Source organism: Aquamicrobium sp. NLF2-7, from assembly GCF_022359935.1.
Taxonomy (GTDB): domain Bacteria; phylum Pseudomonadota; class Alphaproteobacteria; order Rhizobiales; family Rhizobiaceae; genus Mesorhizobium; species Mesorhizobium lusatiense.
Map to the genome: position 1 here is coordinate 180069 of NZ_JAKSED010000002.1, position 22122 is coordinate 202190.

Annotated in this window: 15 protein-coding genes and 6 pseudogenes; 7 read left to right on the plus strand and 14 right to left on the minus strand. The window is 59.3% G+C overall.

The window, feature by feature from the left end:
• Positions 1–12 precede the first annotated feature (12 nt).
• The 5 genes from MIC97_RS17725 to lysA form a co-directional block, all read right to left on the minus strand.
• On the minus strand, positions 13–1779 hold the full coding sequence (locus tag MIC97_RS17725; protein WP_239801324.1) for an ABC transporter permease subunit: 1767 nt from the start codon (positions 1777–1779) through the stop codon (positions 13–15).
• 22 nt (positions 1780–1801) lie between these two features.
• On the minus strand, positions 1802–2800 hold the full coding sequence (locus MIC97_RS17730; RefSeq protein WP_239801325.1) for a succinylglutamate desuccinylase/aspartoacylase family protein: 999 nt from the start codon (positions 2798–2800) through the stop codon (positions 1802–1804).
• 101 nt (positions 2801–2901) lie between these two features.
• Positions 2902–4002 carry a polyamine ABC transporter substrate-binding protein gene (locus tag MIC97_RS17735; RefSeq protein WP_239801326.1) on the minus strand — a complete coding sequence of 367 codons (1101 nt, stop codon included), beginning with the start codon at positions 4000–4002 and terminating at the stop codon, positions 2902–2904.
• Between the two features lie 96 nt (positions 4003–4098).
• Positions 4099–4986: a diaminopimelate epimerase gene (gene dapF, locus MIC97_RS17740; RefSeq protein ID WP_239801327.1), complete on the minus strand. Its 888-nt coding sequence runs from the start codon at positions 4984–4986 to the stop codon at positions 4099–4101.
• Positions 4983–6311 carry a diaminopimelate decarboxylase gene (gene lysA, locus MIC97_RS17745; protein ID WP_239801328.1) on the minus strand — a complete coding sequence of 443 codons (1329 nt, stop codon included), beginning with the start codon at positions 6309–6311 and terminating at the stop codon, positions 4983–4985. The genes dapF and lysA overlap by 4 nt, the downstream gene beginning before the upstream one ends.
• Before the next feature lie 130 nt (positions 6312–6441).
• On the opposite strand from lysA, the gene MIC97_RS17750 reads away from it, so the two are divergent.
• Positions 6442–7368: a LysR family transcriptional regulator gene (locus MIC97_RS17750; protein ID WP_239801329.1), complete on the plus strand. Its 927-nt coding sequence runs from the start codon at positions 6442–6444 to the stop codon at positions 7366–7368.
• Positions 7369–7412: 44 nt separating this feature from the next.
• A pseudogene (locus MIC97_RS17755) lies at positions 7413–7743 on the plus strand (IS481 family transposase); the annotation flags it as partial.
• 314 nt (positions 7744–8057) lie between these two features.
• Here MIC97_RS17755 and MIC97_RS17760 read toward each other — a convergent pair.
• Together MIC97_RS17760 and MIC97_RS17765 are read right to left on the minus strand one after the other, a co-directional pair.
• Positions 8058–8138, minus strand: a pseudogene (locus MIC97_RS17760) (nucleoside kinase); the annotation flags it as partial.
• A 100-nt stretch (positions 8139–8238) separates the two neighbouring features.
• A pseudogene (locus MIC97_RS17765) lies at positions 8239–9204 on the minus strand (IS66 family transposase); the annotation flags it as partial.
• A gap of 136 nt (positions 9205–9340) precedes the next feature.
• Between MIC97_RS17765 and MIC97_RS17770 the strand changes: the two are divergent.
• From MIC97_RS17770 to MIC97_RS17780, 3 genes and pseudogenes are all read left to right on the plus strand, one after another.
• Entirely contained in the window at positions 9341–9694 is a 354-nt protein-coding gene (locus MIC97_RS17770; RefSeq protein WP_239801330.1) for a hypothetical protein, read from the plus strand.
• A 463-nt stretch (positions 9695–10157) separates the two neighbouring features.
• Entirely contained in the window at positions 10158–11114 is a 957-nt protein-coding gene (locus tag MIC97_RS17775) for a GGDEF domain-containing protein (RefSeq protein WP_239801331.1), read from the plus strand.
• A 66-nt stretch (positions 11115–11180) separates the two neighbouring features.
• A pseudogene (locus MIC97_RS17780) lies at positions 11181–11872 on the plus strand (IS6 family transposase).
• Positions 11873–11904: 32 nt separating this feature from the next.
• Here MIC97_RS17780 and MIC97_RS17785 read toward each other — a convergent pair.
• Positions 11905–12234 (minus strand): DUF1403 family protein, encoded by a 330-nt coding sequence (locus MIC97_RS17785; protein ID WP_345773563.1) that lies wholly within the window; start codon positions 12232–12234, stop codon positions 11905–11907.
• Between the two features lie 268 nt (positions 12235–12502).
• On the opposite strand from MIC97_RS17785, the pseudogene MIC97_RS17790 reads away from it, so the two are divergent.
• A pseudogene (locus MIC97_RS17790) lies at positions 12503–13143 on the plus strand (transposase); the annotation flags it as partial.
• 51 nt (positions 13144–13194) lie between these two features.
• Here MIC97_RS17790 and MIC97_RS17795 read toward each other — a convergent pair.
• The 4 genes and pseudogenes from MIC97_RS17795 to repA all read right to left on the minus strand — a co-directional run.
• Positions 13195–13342 (minus strand): annotated as a pseudogene (locus tag MIC97_RS17795) (IS5/IS1182 family transposase); the annotation flags it as partial.
• A gap of 492 nt (positions 13343–13834) precedes the next feature.
• Positions 13835–15040: a plasmid replication protein RepC gene (gene repC, locus MIC97_RS17800; RefSeq protein WP_239801333.1), complete on the minus strand. Its 1206-nt coding sequence runs from the start codon at positions 15038–15040 to the stop codon at positions 13835–13837.
• A gap of 156 nt (positions 15041–15196) precedes the next feature.
• Positions 15197–16180, minus strand: a complete 984-nt coding sequence (repB, locus tag MIC97_RS17805) for a plasmid partitioning protein RepB (protein ID WP_239801334.1) — start codon at positions 16178–16180, stop codon at positions 15197–15199.
• 71 nt (positions 16181–16251) lie between these two features.
• Complete coding sequence (gene repA, locus MIC97_RS17810) at positions 16252–17460, minus strand: plasmid partitioning protein RepA (protein ID WP_239801335.1); 1209 nt, start codon at positions 17458–17460, stop codon at positions 16252–16254.
• A 607-nt stretch (positions 17461–18067) separates the two neighbouring features.
• On the opposite strand from repA, the gene MIC97_RS17815 reads away from it, so the two are divergent.
• Positions 18068–18703, plus strand: coding sequence for a TetR family transcriptional regulator C-terminal domain-containing protein (locus MIC97_RS17815; protein ID WP_239801472.1), 636 nt, complete (start codon positions 18068–18070; stop codon positions 18701–18703).
• Positions 18704–18760: 57 nt separating this feature from the next.
• On the opposite strand, the gene hydA is transcribed toward MIC97_RS17815, so the two are convergent.
• Positions 18761–20215: a dihydropyrimidinase gene (gene hydA, locus MIC97_RS17820; protein WP_239801336.1), complete on the minus strand. Its 1455-nt coding sequence runs from the start codon at positions 20213–20215 to the stop codon at positions 18761–18763.
• A gap of 234 nt (positions 20216–20449) precedes the next feature.
• Positions 20450–21880 (minus strand): NCS1 family nucleobase:cation symporter-1, encoded by a 1431-nt coding sequence (locus MIC97_RS17825; RefSeq protein WP_239801337.1) that lies wholly within the window; start codon positions 21878–21880, stop codon positions 20450–20452.
• Positions 21881–22122 lie beyond the last annotated feature (242 nt).

Here is a 22122-nt window from a genome sequence, read left to right on the forward strand (position 1 = left end):
GATAAACTCCATTCACTCGCCGGGATCGGCGGATAGGCGTTTCTGGTGCTGAACCCTGACCCACTGGGTCAGCAGGATGGTGGCGGTAACCAGCACCACGATGAGGGTGGAAGCGGTACTGAGCAGCGGATCGATCTGATATTTGATGTCGCCCCAGAATTTGATGGGCAGCGGCGGCGTCTGACGCCCTATCAGGAAAAGTCCAACAAGCAGTTCGTCGAAGGACGTCAGGAAGGCGAGCAGCCCGGCCGTCAGTAGGGAGGGCTTGAGGATCGGCAGCGTGACCATGCGAAGCACCTGCAACGGGCGCGCGCCATGGACCGCTGCGGCCTTTTCCAGCGATTCGTCGAAGTTGCTCAGCGCCGCTGCCATCACCACGATCACATAGGGCACGCAAAGCAGGGTATGGCCTATGACAAGCCCGGTGAACGTGCCGAGGACGCCAATGCGGGCCTCGAACACATAGAGCGACGTAGCGATGATCACGACGGGAACCATCAGCGGGGCCAGCGAGAACAGAAACAGGGGCCGCTTGATCGGCAGGGTCGTGCGCACCAGCCAGAAGGCGCCCATCGTGCCGATGGCCGTGGCAACCAGCGCCGAGACGACCCCGAGCTTGATCGAGAACAGGAACGAGGCGTGCCAGTCGGTTGCCGTCGCCAATTTCTCCCACCATCGCAGCGAAAAGCCGGGCGGCGGAAAGACCACGAAAGGCGAAGAGGAAAAGGAGAGAATGACGACCACCACAAGCGGCGCGGTCAGGAACACCAGCATCAGGATGGTGTAGGCCCATAGCCAGCGCGCATTCGTCGTCAGCAACGGCCGGGTGACCAGATGGATCAGCGTTTCGGCCGCCACCAGCAGCGGATGCGCCATGCGCTTCAGCGCCGCCATTGCCCGCGAAATGAGGCCGGGGCTGCGCTCGGAACTCACGGCGCTGGACGACCAGATCATTTCCAGTGGAATGAACAGGCTGGCGATGAACAGGATAGCCGCGGTGACCAGCAGCAGCACGATGGACGACGCATAGCCGAGTTCGAAATTCAGCAGGGTCGTCATCTGCACGACGATAAGCTGGGAGATCATGGTGTCGGCCGGGCCGCCAAGCAAAGATGGGGTGATGTAGAATCCGATGGCCACGATGAAGATGAGGATTCCGGCAGAGAACACCGCCGGCAGGGTCATCGGGAAATAGACGCGCAAAAATGCCTGCGCCGGTTTCGCACCCAGTATCTGCGCCGCCAGCCCGAGATCGTGATTGATCCGCACCATGGAGGAGAACATGGTGAAGATCGCCATCGGAATGAACACATGCGTCATGCCAATCACCACGGCGAAAGTTGTGTTGAGCAGCGGCAAGGGTTCGCTGATCAGGCCAAGCCAGATCAGCGTGTTGTTGACGATGCCCTGACGCCCGAGGATGACGATCCACGCATAGGTGCGGATCAGAAAGGCCGTGAACAGGGGAATGAGTATGAACACGGTAACGATCGAGAACGCCCGCGACTTCATCCGCGTCAGAAGATAGGCTACGGGATAGCCAGCGGCCAGCGACACCAGCGTCACCAGCAGTCCCACCTTCAGCGTGTTGAGCAGAATGTTGAGATTGGTGCCGGTCGAGAGCACCCGCTCATAATGGGCGAAGTTCAGCTTCGGACCTTCGACGCTCCCCCACAATATAATCAGCAAAGGCAGGATGAGAAAGCCGACCAGCAGCGTCACCAGCGGTCCGGCAACGATAACGCCGCGTATCCAGCGATGAGCGAGCAGCTTGTTCATGACACCCCTCCGCACATGCGCTTCATGCCTGCCCCACCTGCGTTTCCTCGACCGCGACCGCCAGAACGGAGGATCCCTTCGGCAGCGACGGGTGGGTCATGCGCCACAGAACAAGCCCCGTTTCCGGAGCGGTGATCTCGGCGATCTCCTCACCGAAAAGGTTGCGCATTGCACCGAGGCGCTGGCCTTTGGTGACCCGCATGCCGGGTTCGATTTCAGCGTGAAACTCGCCGTCGACCGGTGTTTCGACCCACAGATAGTCATTGCAGGCAACGCGTGCGTTGCGGAACGCGCTCATTGGCGTATCGAGAATTCCGAGCGCACGGGCAATGTTGAGCACGCCCTCGACATGGAAGGAAATAGAGCTTTCGTCCAGAAGGCCATTGGCCCCGGCTTCCGACATCAGCGCCAGCCGGCCATGGCGGGCGAACCCCGTGGGGGGACGGCCGGGTCTTTGCATGTGATCCTTCGGCAGTCCGACGACGATTTCCGCATCGAAACACATGGCCATCCTGCGGCCCATCGCTTCGAGCCCGGCATCGTCCGTGCGCTGATATATGGAGAATTTCGAGACGTTCTCGCGCAGATCCCCGCCATGCAGGTCGACATAGCAGTCCGAACCGGCGCACCATTCATTCATGATCGCATCGCACAGAACTTCGGAAAAGGTTCCGCCCTTGCTGCCGGGGAAGGTGAAATTGATGTTCTTGCCGTCGATAGGGCAGATATACTCGCTGTATTTGTAGAGCGCCGGCTGATTGACCAGCGGAATGATAGAAACAGAGCCGGAAATGGCTTTCGGATCGAACAGTTTCTGCAGGCGGATGGCCGCCTCAATGCTCGACACTTCATTGACGTGGACGCCCGCCGAGACGCAGAGCCTCGGGCCTGGCCGCTGGCCGCGTATTTCGAGGAGCGGCCAGACATAGTCCGACAGCATCGGGCTGCCGAAACGCGCCTGTCCGCGAAAGATTCCGGGTTCGCCGAAGGCGCTGCTGTTGGTCGAAGCGATTGTCTTCATATGTCCAAGGGCCGGATGTCGGCCGTTCCCATTGCAGATCGATCAGGCAAGAAGCCATCGCAAGCGGCAAAGCTGCCTGCGATGGCCGGATGACGGTTATCTTACTGCGACAGCAGTGCGACGCAGCGCTCCAGAGCCACATCCCAGTTGGTACGGCCATCGGGGCCGGTGGCGTTCCACCATTCGTAGTTCTGGAAGATCTGCTTCTTGGCCAGTTCCGGGGCGCCGGGCAGAACGTCCAGCAACTCCTTGGGAACAAGGTTGAAGGCCTCGTTGTTGACCGGGCCGTAGGAGATCGCCTCTGCAAAGGTCGCCTGCGGCTGTGCGCGGGAGATATATGCCAGGAACTTCGCGGCGTTATCCTTGTTCGGCGAGCCCTTCATGATCACCCAATAATCATACTGGAGAAGCGACTGGTCCCAGGACAGGGAAAGCGGTGCCCCTTGCTGGCGCGCGCCGAAGATGCGCCCGTTATAGGCGGCAGCGAGATCGACTTCTCCGTCGATCAGGCTCTGCGGCGCATCCGCACCGGCCACCCACCAGCGGCCGACATTGGGCTTAAGTTCGGCAACCTTTGCAAAAGCCCTGTCCATGTCGATCGGATACACCTGATCGGCCGGCACGCCATCACCCATCAGCGCGCCTTCCAGCAGACCGCCATCCACCAGCTTTTCGCATTTGGGCAGGCTGCGCGGTCCGGGAAAATCCTTCACATTGTAGAAGTCGACCCAGTTCGAAGGCTGCTTGCCGCCGTTGGGAAATTTGGTCGTGTTGAAGGCAACGGCGATGGAATAGAGCAATGCGCCAACGCCGTTCTTGTTCTTCATGGCTTCAGGCATGTTCGCGAGCGTATCCGGCGCAAAGAAGCCGTAGTCCATCTCCTCGACAGCCTGCTTGTTGACGAAGCCGGCCAGCGCGCCACCGGGAACGGAGGTGATATCCGCTTCGGGCTGGCCAAGCCGCACGGAAGCGAGAAGCTTGGCGTGGTCTTCGGGCACGAGCACCACCTTGATGCCGGTATCGCGCGTGAAGGGCTCGAAGAAGGCCTTCTTCTGCGCTTCTTCCCATGTGCCGCCACCGGAGGTGATGACGACTTCGCCGCTTCCCTTGAGGTTTTCCGGAATATCCTCGGCATGCGCTGCGAGCGGCGCAAGCATCAGCGCCGCCGCGAAGACCGAGAAACTGATCGCTTTTATGTTCATCTCTGTTCCCCTTTTTCCAGTTTTATGGCTACCGATTTTGATTTCCGGCACTGCAGCCCGGGCCATCTGCCGCGCGCGCCGCCTCCCGATCTGGCGCTACCAGTCTCCTTCCACAAAGCCATGGCAGCAAAATGCGACCGGACCGGTCATGACCGCAGTTGCATCGTCATTAATGCCGATTTTCAGCGCGCCGGCCGGCAACTGGACCTCGATCTCCCGGGCCGAGACCAGACCTCGCTTCAGGGCAGCATAGGCGGCTATGCAGGCCCCGGTTCCACAGGCGCGCGTGAGAATGCCGGGGCGCTCCCACACCGCCAGCCTGAGCGTCTCGCTGTCGATGACCTGTGCCGCGCCGACATTGATGCCTTCCGGAAAGAGCGGATGGTTCTGAATTGCCGGCGCGTAGAGCGTCAGCTCCTGCGGATCAAGCCGTTCCACAAAGAATACAGCGTGCGGATTGCCGATGTGGAAGGCCGCGCCGTCCCGCAGGGGGCCACTTTCCACCGGCAGATGAAACGTGTCCACCTCGTGCGCTGCGGGAAGCAGCCGCCAGTCCGCGCTGATCGGTCCAAGGGTGACGCTCACGCTCATCGGCCCGGCCTCCCGGCAGTGCAATACGCCTGCAACCGTCTCGATGCTGACCTCGTCGGTTCCGGTTTCTTCCAGCAGCAGATGAGCCATGCAGCGGGTGGCGTTACCGCAGGCTCCCACTTCCCGGCCATCAATGTTGAAGATACGCATCCGGGCATAGGCTCCGGCCTCGCGCCCCTCGCGGCTGGGCTTTTCGATCGTCAGAAGCTGCTCACCACCCACGCCGATATGCGGATCGCAGATGCGCACGATATCGGCAACGTCGAACGGCCTGCTGACGGAACGCTGGTCCATGATGACGAAATGGTTCTGCAGCCCGTGCATCTTCACGAATGGCCGGTAGGGGAGAGGAGCGATCGCAGCCGGCTGCGAAAGAAAATCGACGTGCCTCATCGCACGGCCCTTCCCTCGGCGGCGAGACCTGCGATCTGCCATTGCGTCGGCTCCTCCAGCACCAGCAATTCCGCCGTTTCCTGCCTGCGGCGGATCACACGAAAGCGGTTGCCTTCCACCAGAACCTCGGGCACAAGCGCCCGCGCATTGTAGGTGGATGCCATCGACGCCCCATAGGCTCCGGTGCAGGTGAAGGCGAGCAGGTCGCCTGCGCTCAGCGCCGGCAGACCCGCATAGGTTCCGAATATATCGGAGCTTTCACATACCGGGCCTGCGATCCGGACCGGGCGATCCCCGCAAACCTCGTTTTGCCTGACCGGCAGCGCGGCATGCAGCGAACCATAGAGCGCGGGACGCATGAGATCGTTCATCGCGGCATCGACGATCACCGTCGGCGTCTCGCCGGCCTCCTTGAGATAAAGCACTTCGGTGACGAGCACGCCGGCCGGCCCGACCAGCCAGCGACCGGGCTCGACGGTCAGCGCGCATCCGATCCCGCCCAGCGTCGCGGAAACGATTGCCCCATAGTCTTCCACGTCCGGAGCCGGCCCGCCGTCATAGCTGATGCCGATGCCACCTCCGAGATCGAGGCGGGTGACGGACAATCCGCGTCCGCGCAGCGTCATGACGAGGTTGGCCAGATGGGTATAGGCCTGACGAAAAGGCTCCAGATCGAGAAGCTGCGAGCCGATGTGAACGGCAAGACCGACGACGTCGAGCTCGGGCAGCGTTGCCGCGCGCGCATAGGCATCCAGAATCTCTTCGCCCGACATACCGAACTTGTCGTCCTTCCGGCCGGTGCTGATCTTCGTATGCGTGCCGGCATCGACATCCGGGTTGTAGCGGAACGCGACGGGTGCCCGCAGACCAAGTTCGCGCGCAACGTCCGCGATGGCATCCAGTTCGGCAGCCGATTCCACATTGATCTGATGAATACCCGCCTTCAGCGCATCGCGGATTTCACCACGCTTCTTACCGACCCCTGAAAAGACGATGCCGGCGGCAGGCGCACCAGCCGCCAGAGTCCGCTCCAATTCGCCGCCGGAAACGATGTCCATACCGCTGCCCAGTTCGGCGAGCAGGCTGAGCACGGAGAGATTTCCGTTTGCCTTGACGGCAAAGCAGATCGATGCGCCTACCGGCGCCAAAGCCTGCGAAAGACGCTCATAGGCCGATCTTATGGACGCCGACGAATAGCAATAGAAAGGCGTTGCAACGGAGGCCGCGACGTCTTCAAGACTGACGTCCTCCAGGCGCAGCGCGGCATCGCCATAGCGCAGGCCTGACCGCGACGCAGCCGAAAAACGTTCGTGACGGATATCCATGGCGCAACCTCGCCCTCTCTCCCTCACCAGCCCCTCAGCCGGTACTCAGGGCGATGATTCCACAAGCCTTTTCATTTTAAAAATACTGAATTATCATGTTCACATTCATTTTCGATATATGTTGACCGGCATGCGACTGAACCAGAGACAGATTGAAATCTTCAATGCCGTCATGGCCAACAAGAGCATGACGGCAGCTGCGGAAGCGCTACGCACATCCCAGCCGACGATCAGCCGCGAGCTGCGCGATCTCGAACAGCAGATCGGCTTCAATCTGTTCCATCGCTTCGGGCGGCGGCTGACGCCGACCAATGAGGCGCAGATGTTCCATTCGGTCGTGCTGCGGTCCTTTGTCGGACTGGAGGAAATCAGCCGCGTTGCCATGTCCATTCGCGGCCACGGGGCAAACCACCTGCGCATCGCCTGCATTCCCGCTTATGCCGAAGCAATTCTGCCGCTGGTTGCCAATCAGTTCCTGAGCAGCCGCAAACCGGTTCATCTTTCCGTTCACTCGCTGGAGGAGGTACTGCTTGTAAACGACCTGACGACCCGCATTTTCGACATCGGGCTGACTGAGGGCTGCCATGATTACGAAAAGGCAGCCACGGAAAGCATCGAGGTCGGAGAAGTGATGTGCGTGCTGCCGGCTGGCCACGCTCTGACCTCCCGCCAGCTTCTTGAGCCCCACGATTTTGAGAATGTCGATTTCGTCTATTTTTCGCATGAGGATCCTTATCGCCGTAAACTGGACATCATATTCGAGCAAGGTGGCGTTAACCCGCGCTACAGGGTGGAAACCACCACAGCGACAGGCGTGTGTTCGATGGTGGCTGCAGGCGTCGGCGTCTCGATCGTCAATCCGCTGACGGCGGTCCATTACGCGCGCAAGGGCATCGTCCTGCGCCGTTTCAGTGTTTGCGTGCCATACAGAATCCATCTGTGGCGACCAAGCGACGGCCTCCAGTCGGCACTGGCCAACCAGTTTATCAGAACACTTCGCGAAACGGCCAAAGGCATGAAGGCCAAAGCGGATTTGCTGGCACGCGCAATAGATTAAAGTCCCGGCGGGAGCGAACTCCGTGTTGTCAGCACGCTCTGTGTATGTCGGCCTATGCCGTGACGACGAAGACAATTCCTAAACTGCGCGTCCAGTTCGGTCGCCGATCTGCCGACCGGCCCGACAGAGCCGAAGCCGACGGTTCTGTCGGCCGAGCAGGAAGCAATCATCGTTGCCTTCCGACGCCATACGCTGCTACCGCTCGATGACTGCCTCTACGCTTTACAGGCGACGATTACGCATTTGACGCGCTCGTCGCTGCATCGATGTCTTCAGCGTCACGGCATCAGCCGACTGCCGGAGATCGAGGGCGACAAGGAGCCGAAGAAGAGGTTCAAGTCCTACCCTATCGGCTTTTTCCATATGGATGAAGCCCGAAGCGCCGCGCTGTCTGCCTTTCAGGAGCCAGCGCGCTACTCTGCTGGGGATGGATGCGTCGCTTCCGACCTCCGACGCAAGTTCGAGCAAGGGCGCAAACTTCGATCGTGGATCCAGCAACCTCTCGTCGAGCCAGCCATCGATCAATGATTGGCTGACACCATCGATCTCAAAGGGCTGATCGATATCGCTGCGGCGAGAGAATGACCGGGTCATCTCCAGCACACGCGCGGCTGTCTCCAATCCCCATTGGCGTGGATTTTGGTGGTGAAGCCGCCGCGCGAGCGACCGAGCGCTTGGCCTTGCTGCCCCCCTTGGCGCTGTAATTCTGTGGCAACAGATGTCTTACCTGCACCAGAGACGCCTTCGATTAGATAATTCCTGATGGCCATGCCGCCTCACCCAGATTGATCAACTATGCCTTTGGTAAGTGCTCCATTATACGCCTGAGTTGTTGTCGTGCAGATGACCGCACAGGACCGACAGCAGACTTCAGCCGTTTGTTCGCGCCGAGTAATTCCACGGCATCAGCTCATCGATCCGGCTCTGCCTGTGGCCGTTGACGATAGCGGTCAGCATGGCCGCTACATAAGTAAATGGATCGACGGCATTGATTTTGCACGTTTCAATCAGCGAGGCGATGATCGCCCAGTTCTCCGCTCCGGCATCATGTCCAGCAAAGAGAGAATTCTTCCGATTGAGAGCAATTGGCCTGATGGTTCGTTCGACGGAATTGTTGTCGATCTCGACGCGACCGTCGGTTAAAAAGATGCAGAGCCCGTCCCAGTATTTGGCGATATAGGCGAGTGCTTCGCCGAGCGGCGACTTGCCAGAGACGCGGGCACGATGATGCGTCAGCCAGGTCCGCATGTCGGCGACCAATGGCGCTGACCGTGCCTGCCTTCCGGCCAAGCGGGCGTCGGCGTCGCGACCGCGCAGCTCTGCTTCGATGCGATAGAGTTCGCCGATCCGCTTCACGCCTTCCTCCGCAATTGGTGCCGAGCCGGTGCGGGTGATCTCGACCAGCTTGCGCCGTGCGTGAGCCCAACAATAGGCTAGTCGGATGTCGGGCCCAACGCGATCCGGCGCGATCAGCCGATTATATCCTGCATAGCCATCCACCTGGAGGATGCCCGAAAAGCCTTGCAATATCCGCTCGGCATGGCGCCCACTGCGACCAGGAGCATAGGTGAAGGCTACACCGGGCGGAGCACCTCCGCCCCACGGTCGGTCATCACGGGCCAACGCCCAGAAGTACCCGGTTTTGGTTTTGCGAGAGCCAGGATCGAGGACTGGCGCACGGGTTTCGTCCATGAACAGCTTGGTCGACCGCTTCAGGTCTGCAATCAGAGCGTCGAAGACCGGACGCAGTTCAAATGCCGCCCGGCCGACCCAGTCGGCTAGCGTGGAGCGGTCGAGATCAACGCCCTGGCGGCTCATGATCTGGGCTTTTCGGTAGGGCGCGATCGATGGGGCCTACTGGCTGCGCAAGCCTGGGCCAAACTGCGCAGTCGTCATCGCATATCAGGGCGCGATCGCCGATGAGGCGATCGCTGCTGCTGGCGTGATCGGCGAAACCAGACGGGACATCGGCGTGCTCGCCGTAACGTCGGCGGATCGTCTCAATGCCGGATGGACGGCTGCGCAGAGGGAGCGAGCGCGCGGCAATCCAAGAGCGAGGAGCCATATCGAGACGTTGCTCAATCCCTTGCCTCGCGACTGCGCCCTCGTCACCGTCATCGATGGGCATCCGGCAACCTTGTCCTGGCTGGGCGGCGTGGCGGGGCACCGGACGATCTCCCATGGCGTCGAGCATTTCGGGCAGACTGGTACGATCGGCGATCTTTACGGCCATTTCCGCATCGACAGGCAGTCCCTAGTGCGATCGGTCAATGAGTTGACGATCGGCAGACCAAGTTTCGAGCGTCTCTCACTGATGTTCCCGTAGAAGCCTCCGCATTCGACAAGGAGATCGAGCGCCGGCTCCTGCATAAAATTCAGTGTCAGTGAAACTTGGGGCTTGGTCACCTAGAGGTGCCTTCCGCTCCCCATCGCTTCAGAATAAACCGTTGCCCGAAGGTCTTGTTTTCACTTTCTCCACGTATGCCGATGCCTGTATCCCGCTCGATGAGCGCTGGAAACCGACAGGGATACGCGAAATCTTTTTCGATACTTAAGAAGAAGTGAGGCGCACAGTTCTTGCGGCGCGCGACGATATCGCCGTGACGACCTTGACTTGAGATACAGTCGCTCCCCGATCACCAAGAGTCAGCGAGGATGTTTGCGGGCGCGCACCGCAGGCGATAAGCCAGCTCTGGTTGTTGCAGTACCAATTACGGGGTTGTATTTTAACAATCCCGTTGTGACTGATCAGGTCTCAAAAGACTTCATAACAACAAAGCGGGGGGAGGATGACATATAAAATCACGCTGGAAGAGCATCAGGCAACAATTCGATCCTTACCGGTTGCGGCCTGTCTGGTTGACAAGCAACTTATCTATCTATCGGTCAGTGACCGTTACGCTGATCTCTTCGGCGCGACCGTCGATCAGCTTATCGGGCGCTCGATGGTGGGGATTGTTCCGGACTCGGTCATTTCAGGGTTTCAAGGAGATTTTGAAGCGCTTGAAAATGGTCTGGAAACGGCCACTGATGAGCTTGTCATCGATGGGCGTATGTATCTCGCCACCATTCATCCCCTTCGCCACGAAACAGGGGCAATGATTGCTACTTTCGTGACGCTCACCGACATTTCTGCGTTCAAAAGACGGATCGCGGATTTATCGGGCAAATTTGAAAAGCTGCAAAGCTTCACCAGCAAATTGCAGGAACTGGCGGAAACGGACGCGCTGACCAGCCTTCCAAACAGGCGGGGCATGGAGCGTTTCGTTTGCACTGAAATGCGCCGGTGCCGTCGAGAAGAAAAGCCGCTTTCCGTGGCTCTGATCGACATAGATTATTTCAAGCAATTCAATGACCGTTTTGGGCATCTTGCCGGTGACTGCGCGCTGAATCTGGTCGGCAAGGTCATACAACAATCGATCCGCAGGCCGGGGGATTGTGTTGCGCGCTATGGCGGGGAGGAATTCATTGTGATCTTGCCAGATACAAATCTGGCTGGTGCGCAGCATGTCTGCGACACCATTCAGCGCGCGATTTCAGCGCGCGCTATCACATATGAATCCCACCCCTGTGAAAAGCTAACCGTCAGCATTGGCATCGCCGGCGTTTCAAGGATCCCGCGAGACATCGATCTGACGGTGTTGCGCGAGACACTTTTGCGCGAGGCGGATCTCGCTTTGTATGACGCAAAGGGTGCGGGACGGAACAACGTGCGCGTTTGGCAAAAACAGATTGGCGCGGCCTGACTGCCAGACGCCGACCGGTGCTGGCACATTGAATTTTCGTCAAAGGACTTGTGGTAGCCGTGTGGCATGAACAGCGTGCCGCCGACCTATAAAAACCATCGCTTCCCGATCGAAATCGTCTCCCGCGCGATCTGGTTCTATTTCCGGTTCAATGTCAGCCTGCGCGAAATCGAGGAAATGATGCTTGAGCGCGGCATTGCGGTATCTCACGAGACGATCCGTCGATGGTGCCGGGTACACGGCGCCACGATGACGGCGCAGTTGCGCCGTAAAGCGCCTTCCTCCAGCGACTTGTGGCACCGACGAGGTTGTCGTTTGCGTCGACGGGAAGAAGTGCTGGCTGTCGCGCGCCGTCGATCAGGAAGGCTAGATTCTGGTTGAAATCGTCCAGACACGTCGTAACATCAAAGCTGCTGGGCGATTGCTGAAAAAGCAGGGTATTGCGCCAAAGCGCATGATCACCGACAAGCTGCGATCCTATGGCGCCGCCCAGGCGCCAGATCATGCCGCACGTCGCGCATCGCTCCCACAAGAGCCTGAACAACCGGGCGGAGAATTCACATTTGCCATTCCGGAAGCGAGAGCGAACCCGGCAAGGATTTCGGTCGATCGGATCGCTGCAGCATTTCGTCTCGATCTTCTCAGCCGTTCAAAACCACTTTGTCCACTCCAGATCAAATCGTTCCGCCTCCCAGATCAGATCCTTTCGCCAAGACGCCATAGCCGAATGGACGACCGCCGCCCTGCAGATCGCCTAAAATTCCGCTCACAGCTTCCGCGCGCCTGCACATCAAACAATGTGACAGCAGCGACCTTCGTCTTCCGTCCGGCCGGCCAAGGTCGCTGCGGCCGCCGCGCATTTCAGGGCGAGCCGCTGGCGCCACACGCCGGCCCAAGGCAGATCAGTGCGCGCGAGATTGTCGAGCAAATTCAAGGCGGCACCGGCAAGATAGGCCGCCGCGACGGCGCTGGTGACCGGGCCGCGCGGGATCGCCCAGCCGGGGACGGTCGGGAGCGAAAGGCTGGCGATGGCGGTCGATTCGGTCTGTTGCATCAACCGAAGGATAAGCAACCTGTGCGATTTATACCAAATTTTGGCGAGATTCCGAACGGCTTGCATAGTTTAGATAACAACTGATAATGTTGCCTTATCGCTCCTTATGCCGCACAGTGCAAAATTGGCGTTCCCGGCTGGCAGAAGCGCGAAAATGCGGGCTTGCCAGCCGCAGCGCGACATCACAGCCAGTGCTATCGGCGCCATACAGATTTTGTGAGCGCCAAAGCGGACATGATGACGTCCCTGCAGGTGGTGTAGCTGGCGGGGTGGCCATCGGTGTTTTTCCGTTAGGGTCGGGTTGTTCAAGGCCAACCTGAGGGGAAGACCACCGATGACCGACGAGATGATGAACCTGCGCTCGCTTGTTGAGAAAAGGGCGGACACGGATTTGCTGCGCGAGATGATCGGTTTTGCCGCCGAGAAGCTGATGGAGTTGGAGGTCAGGGCGAAGACGGGCGCGGCCTATGGCGCGAAGGACACCCTTCGGCTTGCCCAGCGCAATGGCTACCGTGAGCGAGACTGGGAGACGCGGGCCGGCACGGTGGAACTGCGTATCCCGAAGCTGCGCACCGGCAGCTACTTCCCGAACTTTCTCGAACCGCGCCGCATGGCGGAAAAGGCCCTGACCGCCCGTCATCCAGGGTGTTTCGACCCCCTCGGTCGACGATCTGGTCAAGGCGATGGGCATGAGCGGCATCTCCAAGAGCGCAGGTCAGCCGCCTGTGCGAGGAGATCGACGACAGGTGAAGGCGCCTTCCTCGCCCGACCCATCGAGGGCGACTGGCCGTATCTTTGGATCGACGCCACCTATCTGAAGGTTCGTCTCGGTCGCCGTCATCATCGCCGTCGGCGTCAACACGGATGGCCGCCGCGAGGTGCTGGGCATGGAGATCGGCATCTCCGAGGCCAGAGCCGATCTGGAGGGAGTTCCTGCGCAAGCTGACGCGGCACAGCCTGCGCGGCGTCAAGCTCCCCCAACTCATGGACACCGCCGAAGAAAACGTGATCGCCTATGACCAAGATGATCGGGCGACCGCTCGCATCCATTACGGCATAAAGCTTGATGTCCGTAGCACCTTTCGTGCAGCCGATCAGACGCCCCTTTTTTACTCGTAAACCAGAAGCCAGGCGGTGCTGCCTTGAGATAGGTCGTATCAGTCATAATCGTCTTGCATCCTGGAATCTGAGGCATGACCAGATCATCCATCAACTTGCAGGAAGATGTCCTTCTCGCCTCAGCCCTTACAACGGTTTAAAAGCGGCTTGGATGGAGCATATTCCTTCGGCACATCGTGCCACCCAAGCCGCTTGCGGTCGACGGAGATGATGCAGCTGTCACGAATGACAGGGCAAGCCTGAGCCAGCATTTCGCGAAACGCTTGTCCGAGACCGGGTAGTTGTGCCTATCCACTCCGGCCTAAATCCCCTTCCGATATCAGACCGTACCGACAACATCCTCCACCATGAACAATCCTGAGCCGTATGAATGGTTTTCGTGCGAAACAAGCTTCTGTTTACAATCCCATCGAAACAAACCACGAAACCCCTCCCCTCTTTTCTGAACCGCATAAAGAACGTTCAGTCGCACCCCAGCCTCTTCTCTTGTGTGAAAAAGCTCTTCAGCAGCTTGCGCCGGTTTCCCGTTATGCCAGAACGGCTTCCGTCATGCTGTCATCGCCGCCTCCGCCGCTCCAGTTTTAAGCGCTGCCATCAGCATCGGGCCGACGGAGAAGTTGCCGCTGCCTGCCTTTTCGGTGAGGGCTCGCAGATAACCTCCGGCTGAATGGATATGCTGTGATCGCTGGAGAATGCAGGCTATGACGATGGCAGTGCTTTCCTGCCCCATCACCTCCAGCGCATCGGCATAGGCGGATGGCGATATGCCCAGGTAGCCGCGTACCTGTGCTGCGGTTGCCATGAAATCACGCCAGCTATCGATGCCATCAACAGCATAGTCGCGGATATCCGGGCAGGCACGCAAAACCAAACCAAGCGGATAGGCCTTTGGTAGATCAAACGGTTGGGAAGCTGGCTCAGTCTCGCCCCTGTCTTTTTCTGAAGCAGGTTCAAATTCAGAATAGGTGTTTGTGTTTGAATCAGATTGCTGCCGTTCATTTTGTTGGTCATTGCCGTTCATAAATTCGGTATTCATATGCATTTCCAGCAACTTATCGACATCCTCGCGAATCTGTTCAAGGTTGCTGACAATAAGTTCCATATCCGCAAGTGAAGCGCGGCGGGGAATGGCCTCAACAATGGCGCGGAAACGCTGCCAAAGGCTTGTCCAGTCGCCCGCAGCCTGCTCCTCCAGAGCCGCCTCGATCAGCTTGCTGATATCGCGGCGGTGCAGCGTAATGCGCTCACGCATCAGCTTCAGCGCCTGAGCCTCGGCCCGCACCCGTTCGGCTGCCGCCGCAAACTCCCCCGCCCGCACCAGCAATGGCGCAAGCGAGAAGCCGAACGCCTCTCCAGGCTCCCCTTCCCGGCTTCTGCGCGCATAGCGCTTGCCATTGGGACTGTCGCGGCGAACAATCAATCCGCCATCCACCAGGGCCGCCAGATGGCGCCGCAAGGTCACTTCCGACATGCCGTGCGCCCGCAGAGCGAGCTGGCGATTCGACGGAAACACGACAAGGCCATGCTCCTCGGATAGCTCCTCATGCGGATAAAACGACAGCAATGCCGCGAGGATGGCCAGCGCCCGATCGCCCACGCCTATGATCGTCTTTCCCTCACACAGATCTCTGTAGACCTGCCACTTGCCCGCGGTCGCCCCTTCCGGGATAGCAGCCGCTTCCTGCTGCACTGCCAGCATGGCAAGCGACATCGGCCGCCGCCCAAAAGGCGTCGCTGCAATATGCGTATCCATGTCCTTCCACCTTCAATCAGGCAAAAGAAGCCCGCCCGTCAAAACGACAGTTTCAACGCTTGACACAGATTCACGGAAATGCGATTCTCGGATTGTCCAGATACGAGAAGGGCTTCCGCGACGACAGTCGTTCGGGGGCCTTTTTCTTTTGCGGCTTCAATGCTCCTGTTCGGTTTTCTCCGATTTTCTGAATGCCTCATAAAGGCTGCTCAGATTACTCGAAATCCACTCGGCAAATCTGGGTCCGTCGGCTGCTCCAATTGCAAGAGTTGCCGTCTTACCTGCCTTTTTCAGTCGTACGCTGACCTTCTTGTCCTGCGGCAACCAGGCTGTGTCCGCAGACTTCGTGACAGTCTTGCGAGCCGGCTTGCTCCCGGCAGCCAAAGCTGCGTGCAAAGCCTCAAAGCGGGCGTTGCTGTCGAGCTGGCTGAATTCGGGCGTTGCGGCGACGGAGCTTGCCATTTCCAGCCGGCGAGGCACCAGAAGGGAGAGCTCTATCCACCTCTCCCGGCCGATAGCCGGCGCCGGGCCGATTGCCCTGATGATATCTTCTGGGACGCGGGTTACCGTCGTGATCATCTTAGACACAGCCGCTTCGTTAGAAGCCAGAGCCGAACAGATGATGTCGCGGGTGTAACCAAGATCCTCGAGGCGCTTTGCAAATGCGGCCTTCTCGATAAAGCTCAAATTCGCCCGGGCAGAATTCTCCTGCCCCTGAGCGATGACATGCGCCTTGTCATCGATCGCTTTCACTACGGCCCGGACCTTGCGGCCGAGCTCTTTCGCCACCCTGACGCGACGATGGCCGAACACGATCATGTAGCGACCTTCCCTCTCGGGATGAGGTCGCACCAGTATCGGCGAATTCTGGCCATTCTCTCTAATGGCTTCGAGAAGTTCCTGATGATGTTCCTGATCTTCGGAGAGACGGTCGGCAACAAACGAGCCATCGATCATCTCGGGGTCGAGATCCACCACCTGCTCGCCTTCAAGATAGGCATCGGCCTGCCGCGCCAGTTCGCTGACGGAGCGGATCATCGACTTGGACGCCCCGCGCATGGGATAGGCTGGCGCATTCGAAGCGCCCTGCCCTTCCTCATTTGTCTCCATAAGGCCTGACAGCAGGTTCTTACGGGCCATTCAACCTCTCCTGTTGTTGCCTAATTCGTTGAAACACAACGGCGAAGACGTGTTTTTGTCGGCTGACAAGATCACCTCCCCCACGCTTCGTGAATAAGTCCGGCTATTTCCGAGTTCACGCCATCCAGAGATTCCATCGCCCGCTCATAGGTCGAACGGGTCATGGTGTTCTTTTCCACCTCGTACAAAGTCTGCTTGGTGATGCCGGCATCGGATATGGCCGTGGACTTGAGCATCTGGTTTCTGAGGATGAATTCGCCAAAAAGCGTCTGCAGGAAAGCCACCATCTGCGCCTGCGGCTGATCCATCGGTTCGTAGCGCGTGATCAGATAGCGATACCATTCCAGATTGACCTCTGCGCCGGCGCTGCGGATCGGCTCCAGAATATTGCCCAGCATCAGCAGGAACTGGCCCATCGACATCACATCCAGCATCTGCGGATGAATGGTAATCAGCACCGACGTGGCGGCTGTCAAAGCAGCAATCGTCAGATAGCCGAGATGCGGCGGGCAGTCGACGACCACAACATCATAGCGGCTCTCCACCTCTTCCAGAGATCGCGCGATGCGCGTGAAAAAGGCCTTGCCTGCATTGGAGCTGCGGTCGGCCATCGCCAGCGGCGTATCGTACTCGAATTCCTGCAATTCGAGATTTGCAGGCACGATGTCGAGCCCCGGGAAATTGGTGGTATGAATGATGTCGGAAAGGGAGACCCGTTCGTCATCATAACGGATGGCGTCGTAGAGCGACTTGATCCTGTCGAGTTCGGGCTGGAAGCCATGCAGCGAAGACATCGATGCCTGCGGATCGAGGTCGACTGCCAACACCCGGTGCCCGGTCAGCGCCAGATACTGCGCCAGATGCGCCGCCGTCGTCGTCTTGCCGGAGCCGCCCTTGAAATTGACGACGGCCAGAACCTGCAGCTTCTCTCCCGGGCGGCGATGCGGAACATATCTGCGCGCTTCCGAGCGTCCGTACTGGTCGAGATACTGCCTGAGCTCCAGCATCTGCTGGGCAGTATAAGAACGCCTGCCCGTCGATGACGTTTCAGGAACGGGACCCTTCCCTTCCAGATGCAGCTTCTTCAGATGGCTCTGGGAAACGCCCAGGTAATTCGCGACTTCCGCCAGCGTGAACGAACGCAGATTCTTCTTAGCAAGCGGTGGGAATCGCTGCAGGCTCAGAAGGTGCAGCTTCTGCGAAATCTGATCGCCCTGCTCGAGAATGTGTTTCTCGAAATGCAACGGCTCTCTTGCTGGTCTCGGTGAACTCACGTTCATTCGGGCTGCATTTCCTAATAACGATTTTTAGAGGAGTTTCTCCAAACAACCGTGATTATGCCCGATTCGGGTTTGCCGGCAATAGCGCCCCCTGCTGAATCAATCCCCTCCCCCAGCTAAATAACAGCCCTCACCTTCCATAGAAATTTATATGCCTTTGAAATAAAAGCCCTTTGTTGGGATTTTGTCCGCTGACAAGCCTGCATCCCCACCTTTTCAGACACAAGAATTCGCCGACAGCCCTTGTTCAGGCGAAAATGTTATGGCCGCTGACGGTGAAACAGCCAGCGAATCGATTTTACGCGTTGCGCTCTGCATGTCGTCTGGAGGCCTGTAGCAGATGCTCGCGAACACCGGACGCATTCCAGCACACTGACCCCGTATAACGGAAGTTGTGCTGTGCCGGGCGGATGATGTTATGCTCGGCATGTCATTCGCCGGAATCGGGAACCTTCGTCGAATGGGGAGAGGGGAAACAGTTGCCTATGACGATCACGACTTCAATGAACCGTCCGTCCGGCGCGGTTTTCACATGGCTGGTGGCATCTCAAAAGTCTTATGTCGGATCAGCCGGGCCCGGTTTCATCAAAGCTGTGGCCTGACCGCAGTGGAGAAATCTCGTCCGCTCACCCGCATTCAGACAAAGCGGCGCCGAAAAATTCTGGAAGCAGCGCTGGAGATATTTTCCACGCATGGCTTTCGCGGCGCGACCATCGACCAGATCGCTGAAGCTGCCGGCATGTCCAAGCCCAACCTGCTGTACTATTTCCGCAGCAAGGAGGAGATCCACAGCACACTGATCAAGCGTCTGCTGGACGACTGGCTACAGCCGCTCCGTGATCTCGATGCCGATGGCGATCCGATGGCCGAGTTGCAGTCATATATCCGGCGCAAGATGGAGATGTCCCGGGATTTCCCGAGAGAGGGAAGGCTGTTCACCAACGAGATTTTGCAGGGCGCACCGCACACGCTGGAAATGCTTCAGGATGTGCTGAAACCGCTTGTCGACGAAAAGGTGAAGGTCATCGCAGGGTGGATGAAAGATGGCCGTATCGCCCGGACCGATCCATATCATCTGATCTTCTCGCTCTGGGCGACGACACAGCACTATGCCGATTTCGAGGTGCAGGTGAGGGCGGTTCTTGGGCCTGATCGCAGTGGGGAGCGGCTGTTTGAAGATGGAGCACAGTTTCTTGAACAGCTTTACCTCAACGGGCTTTCGCCAGAGGCCAGCAGAAACTGACCGGCCGCGCAGATTGCTCTGCGCGGCCGGTGTGGTCCTGCATGTGTTTCGGCGGGATCACACGCCGATGGGCATATGCTCAGGGGAACGGGTGACGGCGCGCGGTGCCGTCAGTTCCTTCCATGTCGAAAGCGCCTTGTTGACGGCCTGGAAAGGCTGGCGGGCAACGAACTTTCCGCGCCCGGGCTTTGCTCTGGCAACGCCTTCGCCCCACACCAGGTCCCCGCGCGAAAGCGTGTAGCGCGGCAGACCGGACACCTTCATGCCCTCGAAGACATTGTAGTCGATGATCGACTTCTGGGTCGCGGCCGAGATGGTCTTGCCCGCCTTCGGGTCCCACACAACGAGATCGGCATCGGCACCCGGCACGATGGCGCCCTTGCGCGGATAGATGTTGAGGATCTTCGCGATATTGGTGGAGGTCACGGCGACGAACTCGTTCGGCGTCAACCTGCCGGTTTCGACGCCAGTGGTCCACAGCACAGACAAGCGGTCTTCGACGCCACCCGTGCCATTGGGGATCTTCGTGAAATCGTTGAGCCCAAGCAATTTCTGCTTCATGGTGAAGGCGGCGTGATCGGTGGCCACCGTATGCAGCGAGCCCGATTGCAGACCCGCCCACAGCGAAGCCTGATGGCGGGCGTCGCGGAAGGGCGGGGACATGACGCGCTGCGCCGCATGGGCCCAGTCGGGATTGGCATATTCGCTCTCATCCAGCGTCAGGTGCTGGATCAGTGGTTCGCCATAGACGCGGATGCCCTTGTGCTGGGCGCGGCGGATGGCTTCATGCGCCTGCTCGCAGGAGACGTGCACGATATAGATCGGAACGCCGGCGGCATCGGCAATGGTGATGGCGCGGTTGACGGCCTCCCCCTCGACATCCGGCGGGCGCGAATAGGCATGCGCCTCGGGGCCGCTCAGGCCGGAATTCATCAGCTTCTGCTGCATGGCCGCGACAAGGTCGCCGTTTTCGGCATGAACGAAGGGAATGGCGCCAAGCGCGGCGCAGCGCTGGAACGAGGCGAACATCTCGTCGTCGTTGACCATCAGCGCGCCCTTGTAGGCCATGAAGTGCTTGAACGTGTTCACGCCGCGCCCGACGACGGTTTCCATCTCCTCGAAAATCTTTTTCGACCAGCCGGTGATCGAGACATGGAAGGAATAGTCGCTGCACGCCTGACGCGCCGCGCGCTCCTCCCACTCATTAAGGGCTGCTATCAGTCCGTCCTCACCGGGGATGACGAAGTCCACCACCATCGTCGTTCCGCCGGAAACGGCGGCATAAGTGCCGCTTTCCCATGTCTCGGCCGTAGTGGTGCCCATGAAGGGCATCTCAAAATGGGTGTGCGGGTCGATGCCGCCGGGAATGATCAATGCGCCTTCGGCATCGATGACCTCATCACCCTTGAGATCCGGTCCGATGGCGGCGATGGTCTCGCCTTCGATCAGCACATCCGCCTCATAGCTGCGGTCGGCGGCGACGATCGTGCCTCCCTTGATTACTTTCGACATTGCTGAAGCCTTTCATTTTCATGCGGGTGACCGGGCGCGCGATGCGGCCGGGTCGAACGGGGCTATGCGGGCGCTTGTTTCGTCTGTCGCGCAGCTGACGGATCGGGGGGAATCAGCCTGCGAACCACCGCTGCGCCACAGGGCGGTGGTGGAGACCGCCGGCCATCAGCCGGCGGCTGTCTTGAAGGGATGTGCGATGGGAACGGAATCAGATTCCCTTCCCTCGGCTTTTTCCTAGTCGGTGGCGACAGTACCCAGCGCACGACGCTTGGCTGTGCTGAGCTGGCAGTAGATGACCGCCGACAGCACGACGCCGACAGGCCAGGAGAACGGCGTCCAGGCGCTGATCGCAGGGATGACCGACATGCCGATGGCAATGACGCCCGAGACGACAAGGGCAATGATGGCGTTGGTGTTGTAGCCGCCATTGTAATAGTATTTGCCGCCGGGCGTATCGTCGAACAGAGCATCCGAATCGATCTTCTGACGCCTGATGATGTAGTAATCCGCCATCACGATGCCGTAGAGCGGCCCCATCAGGGCTCCGACGCTGCCGATGAAGTGATTGACGATCACCGGGCTGGAGAACAGGTTCCACGGCGTCACGATCACCGAAAGAATGGCCACGACCACACCCGCCTTGCGGAAGGTGAAGTGACGCGGCCACACATTGATGATGTCATAGACCGGCGCGACGAAGTTCATGATGATGTTGATGCCGGCCGTGGCCGTGCCGATGGCGATGATGGCCACCAGCAGGATGGCGATGCTGTCGATGTCCTTCATCAGCGCGATCGGATCGTGGATCGCCTCGCCATAGACCTTCACCGAGGCCAGTGCGATGACGATGGAGATGGCGCCGAAAGCCGTCGCGTTCAGCAGCAGGCCCCATGCGTTGCCACGGCGCACCGAGGCCTCGTCGGGCGCGTTGCGGGTAAAGTCGGCAAAGTTCAGCGTCGGGCCGGCAAGATAGGCGACAACGATGAACATGGCGGAAGCCATGCCGAAAAGCCCGCTGTCGTGCTCTATGGTGCGATAGCTGAAATCGACCGACCAGCCGGCACGTGCCAGAACCCATACGGCAAGCGCGATCATGGCGATCCAGATGGCGGGACCGGCGAAGTCGGAGAGGCGGCGCACTGCCTCCATGCCGCGTGACAGGACGATGAGCTGCGCAAAGGACAGCACGAGGAAACAGATCCAGCCGAGCGTCGAAAGGCCGGCGAACGAGCTTTCCGTCAGGGTTGCCGAAGATGGAAACACCTTGATGACCAGAAGCATCATCGCCGCGGAGGCCAGATAAGTCTGGATGCCGTACCACGCCACGGCAACGATGGCACGCAAAATGGCGGGTATGTTGGCGCCGTAGACGCCGAAGCTGGCACGCGCAAAGACCGGGAACGGCACCTTGACGCGCTGACCGGCCACGCCGCTCATATTGTTGGTGAAATAGAGAATGATGATGCCCGCCGTGAATGCGGCGATCATCTGGTATCCGCTCAGGCCCAGTGCGAACAGGCCGACCGCCATCGTGTATCCGCCAAGGCTGTGCCAGCCCGACATCCACCAGGCAAACAGGTTCCATGTCTTCCATGTACCCGTAGCCGTCTCCGGCGATAGCTCGACGTTGAAAAGTCGAGACGATTCATTTGCATGCTTATGCATTAAGCTCCTCCCAGAATGGTTGCGTTGATGTCGTATCCTGCCCGGCACCTCCTAGGCCGCTGCGGGATACGCCGATGTTCAGCTGTCGATGATGGTCGACCCCCTTGCGATACACGCCACCCGTCTTCGCCCCATCGGGGGGAGGCGGTTGTGGAATGATCCGTTTGTCATGAGGGCTGGGGGCAGAACCTCACCACAGGCACCGGCATGGTGCAGGAGGGGCGGGCTCTGCATGTCCTGAA